Genomic DNA, 16113 nt, shown 5'->3' with positions numbered 1-16113 from the left:
CGCCGGGCCGCTCCCAAGCTCGCGCTGGCCCCCTCGGGGGGTGCGGGCGGTACTCCGCACGCGGGGGCTTCATTTCGGCCGGTGGACGCAGTCCTTCTTGTTGCACGCCGCATAGAGCGACAGCGCGTGGTCGTGCAGCTCGAAGCCACGGCTTTGTGCGATGGCCCGCTGGCGCTTCTCGATCTCCGGGTCGTAGAACTCCTCGACGCGCCCGCAGGTCAGGCACACCAGGTGGTCGTGGTGCTGGCCCTCGTTGAGCTCGAACACCGACTTGCCCGATTCGAAGTGGCTGCGGGTCAGCAACCCGGCCTGCTCGAACTGCATCAGCACGCGATACACCGTGGCCAGGCCGATGTCGGAGTTTTCCTGCAGCAGCGCCTTGAACACGTCTTCCGCGGTCATGTGCCGCTGCTCCGCCTTCTGGAAGACCTCCAGGATCTTGATGCGGGGCAGCGTGGCCTTCAGGCCACTGCTCTTGAGGTCGTCGGCGTGGGTGGCCGGGGCGGAATGCGGAGGGCGCACGGGCATGATGAAGGGTCTGGCAAGCACCGGTTGCGCAGAAGCGGCCGGATAGAATCGTTCGATCATAGTCCCAACGCCCTATGCCACAACGCATCAACGCTTCCGGCCCGCTCACCGCGGCCGCGCTTCTGGGGCTCGCCTCGCTGGCCGGCTGTGCTTCCTACTTCCAGTCCACCGACAGCATCCTCGGCGTGATCACGCCCTACCGGGTGGAGATCGTGCAGGGCAACGTGGTCACCAAGGAGCAGCTGGCGCAGGTGAAGCCGGGCATGTCGCGCGTGCAGGTGCGCGACATCCTCGGCTCGCCGCTGGTCACCGACATCTTCCACGCCGACCGCTGGGACTATGTGTTCACCATCAAGCGCCAGGGCACCGAGCCACAGGAGCGCCGCATCGTGGCGCTGTTCGACGGTGAGCAGCTGAAGTCGGTGGAAGCCCCCGAAGTGCCGAGTGAAAAGGAGTTCGTGGCCTCCATCACCCGCAGCAAGGACCTGCCGCGCGGCAACCCGCCGGCGCTGGAGCTCACCGAAGACCAGCGCAAGGCCCTGCCGCCCCCGGTGGCGGCTCCCGACACCGCTGCCTCGGCAGCGCAGCCCAGCGGGCCCAACCGCCCCTACCCGCCGCTGGAAGCCGCGCCGTGACGCTGGCGGTCGCCATCGCGGGCGCCTCCGGGCGCATGGGCCGCATGCTGATCGACGCGGTACTGCAGTCCGACGATTGTTCGCTGGCTGCCGCGCTGGACACGGCGGGCAGTGCGTCGCTCGGGCAGGACGCGGGAGCGTTCTGCGGCCGCAGCACCGGTGTGGCGATCACCAGCGACCTGCGCGCCGGCTTGGGGCCAGCCCAGGTGCTGATCGACTTCACCCGCCCGGAGGGCACGCTGGCGCACCTGGCGGTGTGCCGCGAGCTCGGCGTGAAAGCCGTGATCGGCACCACCGGCTTCAGCGACACCCAGAAGGCGGCGATCGCCGCTGCGGCCGGCGAGGTGGCGGTCTTCATGTCGCCCAACATGAGCGTGGGCGTGAACGTGGTGCTCAAGCTGCTGCAGACCGCCGCCAAGGCGCTGGCGCAGGGTTATGACATCGAGATCATCGAGGCGCACCATCGCCACAAGGTGGACGCACCCAGCGGCACCGCACTGGCGATGGGCGAGGTGATCGCCCAGGAACTCGGCCGGGACCTGCAGGCCTGCGCGGTCTACGGGCGCGAAGGTGTCACCGGCGAACGCGATCCGTCCACCATCGGTTTTGCCACCGTGCGCGGCGGCGACATCGTGGGCGACCACACCGTGCTGTTCGCCGGCACGGGCGAGCGCATCGAGATCGCGCACAAGAGCTCCAGCCGCGCGATCTACGCCCAGGGCAGCCTGCGTGCCGCGCGCTTCCTCGCCGGCCAGCCACCCGGCCTGTACGGCATGAACGACCTTCTCGGGCTGTAGAGCCCGCCATCGCATGGACGGTTTTGCCCATTTCTGGTCCGGCAGTGACGCCATTGGCCGCACGGTGGCCCTGCTGCTGCTGGCCATGTCGATCAGCGCCTGGGTGGTGATCCTGTGGAAGGCCTGGGTGCTGCAGCGCGCGGGCCGCGACATCGAACGCGCCGTGGGCGCCTTCTGGAGCGCGGAGTCGCTGGACGCCGGGCGCGAACGCCTGGTGCAGCTGGACCGCGAGCAGATCGTGCAGCCGCTGGTGGCCGCGGCCGTGGCCCAGCCGGGCAGCGGCACGCTGGAGACCAGCGCCCACCTGGAATCGCAGCTCACGCGCCGCCTGCGTGATGCCTTGCACCGCTCGCTGCACCACCTGCAGTTCGGCCAGGTGCTGCTGGCCTCCATCGGCAGCACCGCGCCCTTCGTCGGCCTGTTCGGCACCGTCTGGGGCATCTACCACGCACTGCTCAGCATCGCGGGCTCGGGCAGCATCACGGTCGAGAAGGTGGCCGGCCCGGTGGGCGAGGCGCTGGTGATGACCGCCGCCGGCCTGGCGGTGGCGATCCCCGCCGTACTGGCCTACAACGTGTTCGGCAAGTGGGTGGGCCGCAGCGAGGCCGAACTCGAAGGTTTTGCGCATGACCTGCGCGAAATGATGCTCGAGCGCGCCGGGCAGCGTTAAGGCGGCTGGAATGGCTTTCGGTCGCCTCGAACGCACCACCGGCCCGCAGCCGATGAGCGACATCAACATGACGCCGCTGATCGACGTGATGCTGGTGCTGCTGGTGATCTTCATGGTGACCGCGCCGCTGATGACCTCCAGCCTCAAGCTCGACCTGCCGCAGGCCGAGGCGGCGAAGCCCAGCGACGCGCCGCAGTTCCTGTCGGTGGCCATCGATCCGCAGGGCCAGCTCTTCGTGGGCGAGGACGCGCTGCCGCAGGACGCCTTCATCGCACGCATCCAGGCCGCCGGCAAGTCCAACCCGCAGATGGAAGTGCAGCTGCGAGCCGACCGTGCCGTGCCGTACGGCCGGGTGGCCGAGGTGCTGGGCTGGGTGCAGCAGGCGGGGCTTTCGCGCATCGGCTTCATCACCGAAGCACCGCCGGCCGCCACCACGCCGCGCTGACAGCGGCCGCGAAAGGCGGCGCCCGCAGGGCAGCGACTTTTAGAATGCCGCCCATGAACGAAAAATACACACCCGCCGAGGTCGAATCCGCCGCCCAGGCGCACTGGGCCGCCCGCGACGCCTACCGGGTGGTCGAAGACCCGAAGAAAAAGAAGTTCTACGCCTGCTCGATGCTGCCCTACCCCAGCGGCAAGCTGCACATGGGGCACGTGCGCAACTACACCATCAACGACATGTTGACGCGGCAGCTGCGCATGAACGGCTACAACGTGCTCATGCCCATGGGCTGGGACGCCTTCGGCCTGCCGGCCGAAAACGCGGCCATGAAGAACAAGGTGCCGCCGGCGAAGTGGACCTACGACAACATCGCCCACATGAAGGGGCAGATGCAGGCCATGGGCCTGGCCATCGACTGGTCGCGCGAGGTCGCCACCTGTTCGCCCGAGTACTACAAGTGGAACCAGTGGCTGTTCCTCAAGATGCTGGAAGCCGGCATCGCCGAGCGCCGCACCCAGGTGGTCAACTGGGACCCGGTGGACCAGACGGTGCTGGCCAACGAGCAGGTGATCGACGGCAAGGGCTGGCGCTCCGGCGCGGTGATCGAAAAGCGCGAGATCCCCGGTTACTACCTCAAGATCACCGGCTACGCCGAGGAGCTGCTGGAGCATGTGCAGCAGCACCTGCCCGGCTGGCCCGAGCGTGTGCGCCTGATGCAGGAGAACTGGATCGGCAAGAGCGAGGGCGTGCGTTTCGCCTTTCCGCATGACATCCGCGGCGACGATGGTGCGCTGATCAACGACGGCAAGCTCTACGTCTTCACCACGCGCGCCGACACCATCATGGGGGTCACCTTCTGCGCCGTGGCGCCGGAGCATCCGATCGCCACACAGGCCGCGAAAGACAACCCGCAATTGGCCGCCTTCATCGAGCAGTGCAAGCAGGGTGGCACCACCGAGGCAGAGCTCGCCACCAAGGACAAGGAAGGCCTGCCCACGGGCCTGTTCGTGACGCACCCGCTCACCCGGGAGCCGGTGGAAGTGTGGGTCGGCAACTACGTGCTCATGGGCTATGGCGACGGCGCCGTGATGGGCGTGCCCGCGCACGACGAACGCGACTTCGCCTTCGCCAAGAAGTACGGCCTGCCGATCCAGCAGGTGGTGCAGGCGGACGGCGAGACCTTCTCGCTGGACGCCTGGCAGCAGTGGTACGGCGACAAGCAGCGCGGCGTCACCGTGAATTCCGGCAAGTACGACCGCCTGGCCTACAAGGCGGCGGTGGACGCAGTGGCCGGCGACCTGGTGGCCATGGGCCTGGGCGAGAAGAAGACCACCTGGCGCCTGCGCGACTGGGGCGTGAGCCGCCAGCGCTATTGGGGCACGCCCATCCCCATCATCCACTGCGACAGCTGCGGCTCGGTGCCTGTGCCGGAAAAGGATCTGCCGGTCGTGCTGCCGGAAGACCTGATCCCCGATGGCTCCGGCAACCCGCTGAACAAGTGCGAGGCCTTCCTGAAGGTCGATTGCCCGAAGTGCGGCAAGCCGGCGCGGCGCGAGACCGACACCATGGACACCTTCGTGGACTCGTCCTGGTACTTCATGCGCTACTGCGACCCGAAGAACGACCAGCGGATGGTGGGTGAAGGCACGCAGTACTGGATGCCGATGGACCAGTACATCGGCGGCATCGAGCACGCCATCCTGCACCTGCTGTACGCGCGCTTCTGGACCAAGGTGATGCGCGACCTGAAGCTGGTGAGCGTGGACGAGCCCTTCGTGAAGCTGCTGACGCAGGGCATGGTGCTCAAGGGCGCGTTCTTCCACAAGCCGGCCGACGCGGGCAAGAACTACCACTGGGAGCACGAGGTCAACGTCATCACCAACGAGCACGGCCAGGTCACCGGCGGCACGCTGAAGGCCGACGGCACGCCGCTCGAGTACGAGATGACGACGATGTCGAAGTCCAAGAACAACGGCGTCGACCCGCAGGAGCTGATCGACCGTTATGGCGCGGACACCGCGCGCCTGTTCGTGATGTTCGCGTCGCCGCCGGAGCAGACGCTGGAGTGGAACGACGCCGGCGTGGAAGGCGCTCACCGCTTCCTCAAGCGGGTGTGGGGCTTCGGCAGCAAGCTGGCGCAGGCCGCGGCCAATGGCGGCGATGCGGCGGCGGCCAAGACGCTGCGGCGCGAGGTCCACCTGCTGCTCAAGCAGGCCAGCCACGACTACGAGCGCATGCAGTACAACACCGTGGTGTCGGCCTGCATGAAGATGCTCAACGAGCTGGAGCGCTCCGCCGCGCCGGCGGTCACGTTGCGGGAAGGCTTCGGCATCCTGCTGCGTACGCTGTACCCGGCCTGCCCGCACATCACGCATGCACTCTGGCAGGAGCTCGGTTTTGCTGGCGAACTGGGTGACATCCTGGACGCGCCCTGGCCGCAGGTGGACGAGGCGGCCCTCGTGCAGGACGAGATCGAGCTGGTGCTGCAGGTCAACGGCAAGCTGCGCGGCGCCATCCACGTGCCGGCAGCAGCCGACAAGGCCGCCATCGAGGCGGCCGCGCTGGCCAGCCCCGACTTCGCCAAGTTCGCCGAAGGCAAGCCCCCGAAGAAGGTGATCGTGGTCCCCGGGCGGCTGGTGAATGTCGTTGTCTGAGCATCCATGCCCCACGCGGCGAGCGCTGCTGCGCGCACTGCCGGCCCTCGCGCTGGCTGGCTGCGGCTTCCAGCTGCGTAAGGCGCCGGAGATGTCCTTCCACAGCATCGCGCTGAAAGGTTTCGAGCGCCGCTCGCCGCTGGCCGACGAGCTGCGCCGCTCGCTGGCCGACGTGGCGAAGGTCACCGACGATGCAGCCCAGGCCGAGGTGGTGCTGGAAGCCCTGACCGACACACGCGAAAAGTCCGTGGTGGCCTCCACCGCTGCCGGCCAGGTGCGCGAACTGCAGCTGCGCGTGCGCTTCCGCTTCCGCCTTACCACCCCGGGTGGGCGCGAACTGCTGCCACCCGACGAGCTGGTGCTGTCGCGTGACATGAGCTACAACGAGACCAATGCGCTCGCCAAGGAACAGGAAGAAAACCTGCTCTACCGCGCGATGCAGAGCGACATCGTCAACCAGGTGATGCGCCGCGTGTCCGCCGCCAGGATCTAGCTCAGCCGCCATGCAACTGCGTTCCGACCAGCTCGCCGCCCAGCTCGCCAAGGGCCTGAAGCCGGTGTACACCGTGTTCGGCGACGAGCCGCTGCTGGCCCAGGAAGCCGGCGATGCGGTGCGCGCCGCCGCCCGCGCGGCCGGCTACAGCGAACGCAAGGTGTTCACCGTCAGCGGCGCGCATTTCGACTGGAGTTCGCTGTTGGGCGCGGCCCAGGCCATGAGCCTGTTTGCCGACCGCCAGCTGATCGAGATCCGCATCCCGTCCGGCAAGCCGGGCAAGGACGGCTCCGAAGCGCTGCAGCGTTATTGCGAAACACTGAGCGACGACATCGTCACCCTGGTGCAGTGCCCCAAGCTGGACCGCCAGCAGCAATCCAGCGCCTGGTTCAGCGCGCTGGACGCGGCCGGCGTCACCGTGCGCATCGACCCCATCGAGCGGCGCGCCTTGCCGCAGTGGATCGCGCAGCGGCTGAACGCCCAGGGCCAGCGCGTCGCCGAGGGCGAGGCCGGCCAGCAGACGCTGGCCTTCTTTGCCGACCGGGTGGAAGGCAACCTGCTCGCCGCGCACCAGGAGCTGCAGAAACTGGCGCTGCTGTACCCGCAAGGCACGCTGAGCTTCGAGCAGGTGGAGTCCGCGGTGCTGAACGTGGCCCGCTACGACGTCTTCAAGCTGGGCGAGGCCGTGCTGGCCGGCCAGGTGGCACGCGCGCTGCGCATGCTGGACGGCTTGCGCGCCGAGGGCGAAGCGCCGGTGCTGGTGCACTGGACATTGGCCGAGGACATCCGCGCGCTCAAGCGGGTGCGCGACGCGATGGACGAAGGCAAGCCGCTGCCGATGGCACTGCGCGAGCAGCGGGTGTGGGGCGTGAAGGAAAAGCTGTTCGAACGCGCCCTGCCCGCCTTCAGCGACCATGCGCTGGCCCACCTGGTGGAAGCCGCGCAGATCTGCGATGGCCTGGTGAAGGGTCTCAAGCACCCCGGCTGGCCGCTGGAGCCGTGGGAGGGCCTGAAGCGGCTGGTGCTGCTGCTCTTGCAGCACACCGCCTCGGCCGGCAGCCCGCGCGGGCGCCTGCAGCTGGCGCTGCCGGCGTGAGGCGCCACCTTCTTCAGTAGCCGCGTTCGCGCTGCACCAGGTGCTGCAGCGGCTCGCCGCCGCGCAGCGCCCGCAGGTTGCACGCCACCACTTGCGCCGCACTGCGCGGATCGGTGAGCGCGGCTGCATGCGGCAGCACCGTCACACGGGGATGGCGCCAGTAGCGGTGCTCCGGGGGCAGCGGCTCGGTGTGGAACACGTCCAGCACCGCATGGCCCACCTGCTGCGCGTCCAGAGCGGCCAGCAGGTCATCGTCGACCACATGGGCGCCGCGCGCGAGGTTCACCAGCGCCGCACCGGGGCGCAGGGCGGCGAAAAACGCCTGGTCCAGCAGCCCGCGGGTGGCCGGTGTGAGCGGCAGCAGATTGAGCACGATGTCGCTGCGGCCCAGCAGCGGCGCCAGCGCCGCCGGCCCGCTGCCCACCTCGAAGGGCTCGGCATGCGCGCCGCCGCTGTGCCGCCAGGCTCGCACCGCATAACCCTGCGCCTGCAAGGCCAGTGCGGTCCGGCGCCCCATCTCGCCCAGGCCCAGCACCAGCACCGCGACCTCGTCGGCGCGCCGCTGCGGCAATGGCTGCCAGAGCGCTGAACGCTGCTGCTCTGCGTAGCGGAAGAAGCCGCGGTGCAGGCTCAGCACCGACCACAGCGCGGTTTGTGCCATCGCGGCGCTCATCGCGGGGTCCACCATGCGGGCGATGGGTACATCGGGCGGCAAGGTGGGGTCGGCGAGCAGCCGGTCCACGCCGGCCCACAAGCTCTGGATCAGGCGCAGGCGGGGCAACCCTTGCAACTGGTGCGGCGGTGGATTGGCGACCACGGCCACCTCCACCTCGGGGTCCGGCTCCAGGCACCAGCCCACCTCCGGCACCGCCTGGCGCAGCGCTTGCAGCCAATCGTCCCGCTCGGCAGCGTCGAAACTGCCGCACAGCAGCGCTCGCATGCTCAAGCGCTCAATGCGCAAAGACCTGGCTCAGGTCGTCGAAGGCCTTGATCTCCAGCGCATTGCCGGACGGATCGAGGAAGAACATGGTGGCCTGCTCACCCACCTGGCCTTCGAAGCGCACATGCGGCTCGATGATGAATTTCACCTCGGCCGCGCGCAGGCGCTCGGCCAGCACACGCCATTGCGCCATGGACAGGATCACGCCGAAGTGCGGCACCGGCACATGGTCGCCGTCCACCGCGTTGTGGGCCGCGGGCTGCGCGGCCTGCGGCGCCAGGTGGGCCACGATCTGGTGGCCGTAGAAATCGAAGTCGATCCAGCGCTCGGAGCTGCGGCCTTCCGGACAGCCGAGCAGGCCGCCATAGAAGCCGCGCGCCGCGGCCAGGTCGTGAACCGGGAAAGCCAGGTGGAACAAGGGCGTGGTGTTCATCGCGCCGACTCTAGCGCCTGAGTGCCTGGGCCAGGCGCTGCAGGGCGATTTCCACCGTCTGCCGGCGCACCGCGCTGCGGTCGCCCGCCAGCTGCAGGCGCTCGGCGTTCACCTCGTCACCATGCGCCCAGGCCAGCCACACCGTGCCCACCGGTTTGGCCGGCGAGCCGCCTCCGGGGCCGGCAATGCCGGTCACGGCCACGGCCCACTGCGCATGCGCATGCGCCAGTGCACCGGCGGCCATCGCACGTACCACCGCCTCGCTCACCGCGCCATGGCGCGCGACGGTGTCGGCCGGCACGCCGAGCAGCTCAGTCTTGGCCTCGTTGCTGTAGGTGACGAAGCCGCGCTCGAACCAGTCGCTGGAGCCGGCCACCGCAGTGCAGGCGGCCGCGATGAGGCCGCCGGTGCAGCTCTCGGCCGCCACCAGGCGCTGGCCGCGGGCGCGCAGCAGTTCGCCCAGCGCCTGCACCTCGGGCTGCAATGCATCCACGTTCACAGCCACCTCCACACAGCGATCACCACCAGCGTGCACAGCGCCGCCACCAGGTCGTCGAACAGGATGCCGAAGCCCTGGCCCCAACCCACCCGCTCGCCGCGCCTGCCCTTGAACACACCATCGGCCCAGGCCACCGGCCCCGGCTTGACGGCATCGAAGAAGCGAAAGAGCACGAAGGCGCCCAGCTGCGCCCACAGGCCGGCCGGCATCAGCAGCCACAGCACCAGCCAGAAGGCGAGGATCTCGTCCCACACGATGGCGCCGGGGTCGGGCGTGGCCATGTCGCGTGCCGTGCGGGTGCAAGCCCACCAGCCGACCAGCAGGCCACCACCCAGCATCAGCGCCCAGCCGAGGTCACCCAGCCACTGCTGCAGCACCAGGAAGGCCAGCCAGGCCCACAAGGTGCCCACAGTGCCTGGGGCCCATGGCGACAGGCCGCTGCCGAAGCCCAGCGCGATCCAGCGTGCGGGATGTCCGAGCATGAAGCGGGCGGTGGCGCGGCGCCGCACCTGCAGCGGCGGATGGGTGGCCGGCGCGGTCATGACTTGAAGTGGTCGAAGGAGGCGCCCAGCTCGCCCAGGCGCCGGCCGTGTGCGTCCAGCACGCGCAGGCCCGGTTCGGCGTCAATGCATCCCACCAGCGTGGCTGCCACGCGGCCACGCACGGCTGCCGCCTGCACCGCATCGCGCTGCGACGGCGGGGCGGTGAACAGCAGCTCGTAGTCGTCGCCACCCTGCAACAGGCACAGCCGCTGCAAGGCCTCGGGCTGCGCCGCCAGCACCGCGCTGCGTGGCAGCTGGGCCAGCCGCAGGGTGGCACCCACGCGGGAACGCCGCAGCACATGGCTCAGGTCGCCCACCAGGCCGTCGCTCAGGTCGATGGCGCTGGTGGCCACACCGCGCAAGGCCAGGCCGAGGGCCACCCGAGGCTGGGGACACTCCATGGCCCGGCGCACCGCTTCGAAGTCGTCCGCCGGCAGGGCACAGCCACCGCGGAAGACCTCCAGGGCCAGGCGTGCGTCGCCCAGCGTGCCGCTGACATAGACGTCGTCCCCCGCACGGGCACCGCTGCGCAGCAAGGCGGCCTGCGGCGGCACCTCGCCAAAGGCGGTGATGGTGAGGTTGAGCGGCCCCGCGGTGGTGTCGCCCCCCACCAGCTCCACGCCGTGCTGCCCCGCGAGGGCGAACAGGCCCTGCGCCAGGCCGGTGAGGAAACGTTCGTCCACCCGCGGCATGGCCAGCGCCAGGGTGAAGGCCAACGGCCGGGCGCCACACGCGGCCAGGTCGCTCAGGTTCACCGCCAGCGCCTTGTGGCCCAGGCGCTCGGGCGCGACGGTGGACAGGAAGTGGCGCCCTTCGACCAGCGCATCGGTCGAGATGGCGAGCTGCATGCCGGGCGTGGGCTGCAGCAGCGCGCAGTCGTCGCCGATGCCGAGCACCGCCTGCCGCACCGGGCGCTCGAAGTACTTGGCGATCAGGTCGAATTCACCGATGGACATGCGGCGGATTGTGCCCGCCGCCATGGGGGCCGCTACAGGGCTTGGTGTTCGCGCAGCAGGTTGGCCAGCTCCACCGCGGACTTCACGTCCATCTTCTCGAACACACGCGCGCGATGCACTTCCACCGTGCGCACGCTGATGTTCAACGCATCGGCGATCAGCTTGTTGGGCCGGCCTTCGATCACCAGCTTCATCACATCGCGTTCGCGCTCGGTGAGTTCGGCCAGCGCGCGGTGCAGCTCCTCGCGCGCACGGCGGTTGCGGATGCCGTCGGCGCTGCGCTCCAGCGCCTGCTCCACCCGGTCCACCAGCGCGTTGTCGGAGAAGGGCTTCTCGACGAAATCGAAGGCCCCGCGCTTCACCGCCGCCACCGCGGTGGGCACGTCGCCATGCCCGGTGAGAAAGATCACCGGCAGGGTGGCCAGCAGCCCGCGTTCGGCCAGGCGCTCGAACAGCGCCAGGCCGCTGGTGCCCGGCATGCGCACATCGAGCAGCAGGCACGACGGCGCCGTGGGCCAGGGGCCGCGCACGCCGCCCGCCTGGGCCGCCAGCATCGCCTCGAAGGCTTCGGCGCTGCCATACCCCTCGGACAGCAGACGGCGCGAGCGCAGCAGCCACGACAAGGCTTCGCGCACCACCTCCTCGTCGTCGACGAGGTAGACCATCGGAAGCCCGAGCGAAGCATGCGAAGCGTTCATGGCGAGCGGGGGGTGGCAGCCGACGCAGCGGCCTGGGCGGGTAGCGTAAACCGGAATTCGGTGCCGCCACCGCCCGCACGCGTGGGGCTCACAAAATCCAGCACACCGCCGTGCTGTTCCACCACCGTGCGGCACAGGCTCAGCCCCAGCCCCATGCCTTCGCTGCGGGTGGTGAAAAAAGGCGTGAACAGGCGCGCCGCCACATCGGCCGCGATGCCGGGGCCGGCGTCGATCACACTGAAGCTCACCCAGCGCTCATGCGTCTGGCGCACGCGCAAGGTCAGCACCCGGTCGGCCAGCGGGGTGGTGTCGTCCATCGCCTGGATGCCGTTGCGGGTGAGGTTGAGCAGCACCTGCTCCAGCATCGTGCGGTCGCACACCACGCGCGGCGCCGGCTGCGGCATGTCGATCTCGATGCGGCTGCCACTCTTGCGCGCCTGCAGCCGCACCAGCGGCAGCACCGCGTCCACCAGCTGGTCGGCCCGGATGGGCTCGCGCGCCTGCTCGCGCCGGCGCACGAAGTCGTGCACGCTCTTGATCACCCGGCCGGCGCGCTCCGCCTGCTCGGCGATGCGCTGCACCGCCTGCTTGAGCAAGGCCAGCGTCTGCCCGTCCGGCTCGGCGATCAGGTTCAGCGAGCCGCTGGCATAACTGGCGATGGCCGCCAGCGGCTGGTTCAGTTCGTGGCTCAGCAGCGAGGCCATCTCACCGACGGTGGCCAGGCGGGCCGTGGCCTGCAGCCGCTCCTGCTGCTGGCGCGACAGCTCCTCGATGCGGCGCTGCGCGCTCACGTCGAGCACCGCGCTCATCCAGCCGGTGTGGCGGCCGTGGCCATCGACCAGCGGCGCCTCGAAGATCATGACCGGAAAGCGCTCGCCGTTCTTGCGCATGAACACCGTCTCGAAGCCCTCGCGCGCGGCCTGCAGCGCATGGCCGCCGGCCATGCGCACCGCCTGGCGCTCCTGGTACTCGCCGCTGCGCTCGGGCGGCCAGTACGGCGGCGGATCGATCTGCCTCAATTCTTCGGGCGTGAAGCCCACCATCGCGCAGAACGCCGGGTTGGCGTAGGTGATGCGGCCCTGCAGGTCGCGCGCACGCAGCCCGGTGATCAGCGAATCCTCCATCGCCTTGCGAAAGGCCAGCGCTTCGGCGAGCGCACCTTCGGCCAGGGCACGCCGGCGCACGTCGCGCAGCAGCAGCACGACCAGCGCGAACAAGGCGAACGACAAGCCCATCACCAGCCCGGTGGTGAGGTTGGGAATCAGCCGCGGGTGGCCTTCGGCACTGTCGGCGCGCAGCTGCAGGGTGAAGCCGGGCAGGTCCACCACCCGCTCGGCGTGGTACACCCCGGCGCCGCGTGGCATGCCGGCGCGTGCCAGCCGCGTGCCATCGCCTTCCACGAAGGAGAGCTCATGCGACCGTGCCTGTTCCGCCGTGGCGGCTCCGTCCAGCAGGCCGGCCAGGGAAAAGGTGCCGAGCACGAAGCCCTGGTCGCGCCCCCCGCCCTGCACCGGGATGCAGACATCCATCACCTCCAGGCCGAGGCCGCCCGGTTGCGGCACGAAGTAGCTGCGCGAAAACGTGGCTGCGGCCGAGCGCCGGGCGGCGCTGCAGGCCAGCTCGGCCTCTACTTCCATCGAGGGCCGCGGCAGGTGCACAAACAGCGGCGGGCGAAACGGCGAATCCACCGCGTCCAGCAGCGCCATGGCCGGGCTGCGGCGTTCGAGCCGCAGCAGTACATGCCGGGTGCCCACCAGGCGCGCGGCCTCGGCATGCCACTGCTCAGGCGTGGGCGCCTGCCACTGCAGCGCCTGCAGGGCCTGCACGTTGTGCGCCACGTCGCGCTTGACCTCGGAAGCCGCTTCCGCCGCCACCGCCTCCACCCGCTCCTGCGCCCGCGTCGACTCGTAGTTCGCGGTCAGCCAGACCAGCAGGCTCTGGGCCACCAGCAGCAAGGGCACCAGTGCCACCCACGGCAGGGCGCGGCGCCAGCGCGGCGGGCGCGGCGGTGCGGCCACAGGGGCGGGGGCAAGCTCGGCACTCATGCAAGGCCCAGTATCGGACGCTGGCGCGCGCTGGCCCTACGCACTATTGCGCATGGGCCGGCCAGCGCGCAGCGGCCACACTGCTGCCAGCCGATTGACAGGCACCCCCTCCTACAATCGTCACCCCCTTTTCGCCGCTGCAGAGAAAGACCACACGATGCCGAGCTACGAAGAACGAAGGGCCGAACTGCGCCTGCAGGCGCTGGAGTACCACGAGTTTCCGACGCCCGGCAAGATCGCGATCCAGGCCACCAAGCAGCTGGTGAACCAGCGCGACCTGGCCCTCGCGTATTCGCCCGGCGTGGCTGCGGCCTGCGAAGAAATCGTGGCCGACCCGGCCAACGCCTTCCGCTACACCTCGCGCGGCAACCTGGTGGCGGTGGTGACCAACGGCACCGCGGTGCTGGGCCTGGGCGACATCGGTCCGCTGGCATCCAAGCCGGTGATGGAAGGCAAGGCGGTGCTGTTCAAGAAGTTCGCCGGCATCGACGTGTTCGACCTCGAGATCAACGAGAAGGACCTCGACAAGCTGGTCGACGTGATCGCCGCGCTGGAGCCCACCTTCGGCGGCGTGAACCTGGAGGACATCAAGGCGCCCGACTGCTTCTACGTGGAGCGCAAGCTGCGCGAGCGCATGAAGATCCCGGTGTTCCACGACGACCAGCACGGCACTGCCATCGTGGTGGGCGCAGCGCTGATGAACGGGCTGAAGGTGTCGGGCAAGGACATCAGCAAGGTGAAGCTGGTGACCTCCGGCGCCGGCGCCGCGGCGCTGGCCTGCCTGTCGCTGCTGGTGAAGCTGGGCGTGCCGCGCCAGAACATCTGGGTGACCGACCTGGCCGGCGTGGTGTACGAGGGCCGCACCGAGCTGATGGACCCGGACAAGGCCCAGTTCGCGCAGAAGACGGAACAGCGCAGCCTGAGCGAGGTGATCGCCGGCGCGGACATCTTCCTCGGCCTGTCGGCCGGCGGCGTGCTCAAGCCGGAGATGGTGGCGAAGATGGCGCCGCAGCCGCTGATCTTCGCGCTGGCCAACCCCACGCCGGAGATCATGCCGGAAGAGGTGAAGACGGTGCGCGACGATGCCATCATGGCCACCGGTCGCAGCGACTATCCGAACCAGGTCAACAACGTCCTGTGTTTCCCGTACATCTTCCGCGGCGCCCTGGACAGCGGCGCCACCACGATCACCGACGAGATGGAGATCGCGGCGGTGCATGCGATCGCCGACCTCGCGCGTGCCGAGCAGAGCGAGGTGGTGGCCGCGGCCTACGCGGGCGCCAACCTGAGCTTCGGGCCGGAGTACCTGATCCCCAAGCCCTTCGACCCGCGCCTGATGATGAAGATCGCGCCGGCAGTGGCCCAGGCCGCGGCGGCATCGGGCGTCGCCTTGCGCCCCATCGCCGACCTGGACGCCTACCGCGAGAAGCTGCAGACCTTCGTCTACGCCTCGGGCAGCACGATGAAGCCGCTGTTCCAGATCGCCAAGCGGGCCCAGCACAAGCGCGTGGCCTATGCCGAGGGCGAGGAGGAACGGGTGCTGCGCGCGGTGCAGGTGGTGGTGGACGAGAGCCTGGCGCGCCCCACGCTGATCGGCCGGCCGGCCATCATCGCCCAGCGCATCGAGAAGTTCGGCCTGCGGCTGGAAGCCGGGCGCGACTACGACCTGGTGAGCACCGAGTGGGACGAGCGCTACCGCGACTACTGGCAGACCTATCACCTGATGATGGAGCGCCGCGGGGTCACCGAGCAGCTCGCCAAGATCGAGATGCGGCGCCGCCTCACGCTGATCGGCTCCATGCTGCTGCACAAGGGCGAGGTGGACGGTCTGATCTGCGGCACCTGGGGCACCACCAGCACCCATCTGCACTACATCGACCAGGTGATCGGCAAGCGCCCCGGGGTGAAGACCTACGCGTGCATGAACGGCCTGATCCTGCCCGGGCGCCAGGTGATGCTGGTGGACACGCACGTCAACTACGACCCCACCGCCGAGCAGATCGCCGAGATCACCATCCTGGCCGCCGAGGAGATGAAGCGCTTCGGCCTGCTGCCCAAGGCGGCCCTGCTGTCGCACTCCAACTTCGGCTCCAGCAACCAGCCCTCGGCAGTGAAGATGCGCGAAGCCTTGGCGCTGGTGCAGCAGCAGGCGCCCTGGCTGGAGGTGGATGGTGAAATGCATGGCGACACCGCCCTGGACGCCGCGCACCGCGAGGAAGTGATGCCGCGCAGCAGCCTCACCGGCGAAGCCAACCTGCTGGTGATGCCCAACATCGACGCCGCCAACATCGCCTACAACCTGCTGAAGACGGCCGCTGGCGGCGGCATCGCGATCGGGCCGGTGCTGCTGGGCGCCGCCAAGCCGGTGCACATCCTCACCTCGTCGGCCACGGTGCGGCGCATCGTCAACATGACGGCCCTGACGGTCACCGACGCCAACGCGGCCCGCTGATCGAGCGGCCCATGGCACGAACGGCTCGTGCCATGGTGCTGCGCAACACGCCAGCAAGAAATCTTTGCACAACACCGAATGCAGTGTTGCTACTCGATATCGTCGAAAGTTAGCGCGTACTCATACCCTAGAGTTCTTGCCCCAATTTGAGGCAGCGGCTTGAGCTTTTGGGGGGTTTTCTGTACCATCTTGGTTTCAGATTTCAGGGTTAACCCGTGGGTCAGGCCGCCCGG

General features: G+C 69.3%; 16 protein-coding genes. 8 read left to right on the top strand and 8 right to left on the bottom strand.

Features of this window, described 5'->3' with window-relative positions:
• Window positions 1-69 precede the first annotated feature (69 nt).
• Window positions 70-528 carry a ferric iron uptake transcriptional regulator gene (gene fur, locus VPH43_RS19745; protein WP_328579463.1) on the bottom strand — a complete coding sequence of 153 codons (459 nt, stop codon included), beginning with the start codon at window positions 526-528 and terminating at the stop codon, window positions 70-72.
• Between the two features lie 74 nt (window positions 529-602).
• Here fur and VPH43_RS19740 point away from each other — a divergent pair, with 74 nt between their 5' ends.
• From VPH43_RS19740 to holA, 7 genes are all read left to right on the top strand, one after another.
• Entirely contained in the window at window positions 603-1163 is a 561-nt protein-coding gene (locus VPH43_RS19740; RefSeq protein WP_328579462.1) for an outer membrane protein assembly factor BamE, read from the top strand.
• Window positions 1160-1960: a 4-hydroxy-tetrahydrodipicolinate reductase gene (gene dapB, locus VPH43_RS19735; RefSeq protein ID WP_328579461.1), complete on the top strand. Its 801-nt coding sequence runs from the start codon at window positions 1160-1162 to the stop codon at window positions 1958-1960. Before VPH43_RS19740 ends, dapB begins: the two co-directional genes overlap by 4 nt.
• A gap of 13 nt (window positions 1961-1973) precedes the next feature.
• Window positions 1974-2630, top strand: a complete 657-nt coding sequence (locus VPH43_RS19730) for a MotA/TolQ/ExbB proton channel family protein (RefSeq protein ID WP_328579460.1) — start codon at window positions 1974-1976, stop codon at window positions 2628-2630.
• Window positions 2631-2640: 10 nt separating this feature from the next.
• On the top strand, window positions 2641-3075 hold the full coding sequence (locus tag VPH43_RS19725; protein ID WP_328579459.1) for an ExbD/TolR family protein: 435 nt from the start codon (window positions 2641-2643) through the stop codon (window positions 3073-3075).
• Window positions 3076-3128: 53 nt separating this feature from the next.
• Window positions 3129-5726 carry a leucine--tRNA ligase gene (gene leuS / locus VPH43_RS19720; protein ID WP_328579458.1) on the top strand — a complete coding sequence of 866 codons (2598 nt, stop codon included), beginning with the start codon at window positions 3129-3131 and terminating at the stop codon, window positions 5724-5726.
• Between the two features lie 91 nt (window positions 5727-5817).
• A complete protein-coding gene (locus tag VPH43_RS19715) occupies window positions 5818-6219 on the top strand; it encodes an LPS-assembly lipoprotein LptE (protein WP_328579457.1) in 402 nt (133 codons plus the stop codon).
• 10 nt (window positions 6220-6229) lie between these two features.
• Window positions 6230-7315, top strand: a complete 1086-nt coding sequence (gene holA, locus VPH43_RS19710; RefSeq protein ID WP_328579456.1) for a DNA polymerase III subunit delta — start codon at window positions 6230-6232, stop codon at window positions 7313-7315.
• A gap of 13 nt (window positions 7316-7328) precedes the next feature.
• On the opposite strand, the gene VPH43_RS19705 is transcribed toward holA, so the two are convergent.
• The 7 genes from VPH43_RS19705 to VPH43_RS19675 are packed head-to-tail and all read right to left on the bottom strand — an operon-like array spanning window position 7329 to window position 13428.
• Window positions 7329-8255: a 2-hydroxyacid dehydrogenase gene (locus VPH43_RS19705; RefSeq protein WP_328579455.1), complete on the bottom strand. Its 927-nt coding sequence runs from the start codon at window positions 8253-8255 to the stop codon at window positions 7329-7331.
• A 10-nt stretch (window positions 8256-8265) separates the two neighbouring features.
• Window positions 8266-8688 (bottom strand): VOC family protein, encoded by a 423-nt coding sequence (locus tag VPH43_RS19700; protein WP_328579454.1) that lies wholly within the window; start codon window positions 8686-8688, stop codon window positions 8266-8268.
• A 10-nt stretch (window positions 8689-8698) separates the two neighbouring features.
• Window positions 8699-9187, bottom strand: a complete 489-nt coding sequence (locus VPH43_RS19695; protein ID WP_442909316.1) for a CinA family protein — start codon at window positions 9185-9187, stop codon at window positions 8699-8701.
• Window positions 9184-9729: a phosphatidylglycerophosphatase A family protein gene (locus tag VPH43_RS19690; protein WP_328579453.1), complete on the bottom strand. Its 546-nt coding sequence runs from the start codon at window positions 9727-9729 to the stop codon at window positions 9184-9186. The genes VPH43_RS19695 and VPH43_RS19690 overlap by 4 nt, the downstream gene beginning before the upstream one ends.
• Window positions 9726-10685, bottom strand: a complete 960-nt coding sequence (gene thiL, locus VPH43_RS19685) for a thiamine-phosphate kinase (RefSeq protein ID WP_328579452.1) — start codon at window positions 10683-10685, stop codon at window positions 9726-9728. Before thiL ends, VPH43_RS19690 begins: the two co-directional genes overlap by 4 nt.
• A gap of 32 nt (window positions 10686-10717) precedes the next feature.
• A complete protein-coding gene (locus tag VPH43_RS19680) occupies window positions 10718-11383 on the bottom strand; it encodes a response regulator transcription factor (RefSeq protein ID WP_328579451.1) in 666 nt (221 codons plus the stop codon).
• Window positions 11380-13428: a sensor histidine kinase gene (locus tag VPH43_RS19675; protein WP_328579450.1), complete on the bottom strand. Its 2049-nt coding sequence runs from the start codon at window positions 13426-13428 to the stop codon at window positions 11380-11382. The genes VPH43_RS19680 and VPH43_RS19675 overlap by 4 nt, the downstream gene beginning before the upstream one ends.
• 157 nt (window positions 13429-13585) lie before the next feature.
• Between VPH43_RS19675 and VPH43_RS19670 the strand changes: the two genes are divergently transcribed.
• Window positions 13586-15880: an NADP-dependent malic enzyme gene (locus VPH43_RS19670; protein WP_328579449.1), complete on the top strand. Its 2295-nt coding sequence runs from the start codon at window positions 13586-13588 to the stop codon at window positions 15878-15880.
• Window positions 15881-16113: the final 233 nt, after the last annotated feature.

Source organism: Ideonella sp. BN130291, assembly GCF_036231905.1.
GTDB lineage: Bacteria > Pseudomonadota > Gammaproteobacteria > Burkholderiales > Burkholderiaceae_C > CAMLIZ01.
The sequence above is the reverse complement of the archived record's forward strand: the minus strand, read 5'-3'. Positions and strand labels throughout refer to the sequence as shown.

Coding starts and splice junctions, on each gene's coding strand:
- fur (WP_328579463.1), bottom strand. CDS start 528: ATGCCCGTGCGCCCTCCGCATTCCGCCCCGGCCACCCACGCCGACGAC.
- VPH43_RS19740 (WP_328579462.1), top strand. CDS start 603: ATGCCACAACGCATCAACGCTTCCGGCCCGCTCACCGCGGCCGCGCTT.
- VPH43_RS19730 (WP_328579460.1), top strand. CDS start 1,974: ATGGACGGTTTTGCCCATTTCTGGTCCGGCAGTGACGCCATTGGCCGC.
- VPH43_RS19725 (WP_328579459.1), top strand. CDS start 2,641: ATGGCTTTCGGTCGCCTCGAACGCACCACCGGCCCGCAGCCGATGAGC.
- leuS (WP_328579458.1), top strand. CDS start 3,129: ATGAACGAAAAATACACACCCGCCGAGGTCGAATCCGCCGCCCAGGCG.
- VPH43_RS19715 (WP_328579457.1), top strand. CDS start 5,818: ATGTCCTTCCACAGCATCGCGCTGAAAGGTTTCGAGCGCCGCTCGCCG.
- holA (WP_328579456.1), top strand. CDS start 6,230: ATGCAACTGCGTTCCGACCAGCTCGCCGCCCAGCTCGCCAAGGGCCTG.
- VPH43_RS19705 (WP_328579455.1), bottom strand. CDS start 8,255: ATGCGAGCGCTGCTGTGCGGCAGTTTCGACGCTGCCGAGCGGGACGAT.
- VPH43_RS19700 (WP_328579454.1), bottom strand. CDS start 8,688: ATGAACACCACGCCCTTGTTCCACCTGGCTTTCCCGGTTCACGACCTG.
- VPH43_RS19690 (WP_328579453.1), bottom strand. CDS start 9,729: ATGACCGCGCCGGCCACCCATCCGCCGCTGCAGGTGCGGCGCCGCGCC.
- thiL (WP_328579452.1), bottom strand. CDS start 10,685: ATGTCCATCGGTGAATTCGACCTGATCGCCAAGTACTTCGAGCGCCCG.
- VPH43_RS19680 (WP_328579451.1), bottom strand. CDS start 11,383: ATGAACGCTTCGCATGCTTCGCTCGGGCTTCCGATGGTCTACCTCGTC.
- VPH43_RS19675 (WP_328579450.1), bottom strand. CDS start 13,428: ATGAGTGCCGAGCTTGCCCCCGCCCCTGTGGCCGCACCGCCGCGCCCG.
- VPH43_RS19670 (WP_328579449.1), top strand. CDS start 13,586: ATGCCGAGCTACGAAGAACGAAGGGCCGAACTGCGCCTGCAGGCGCTG.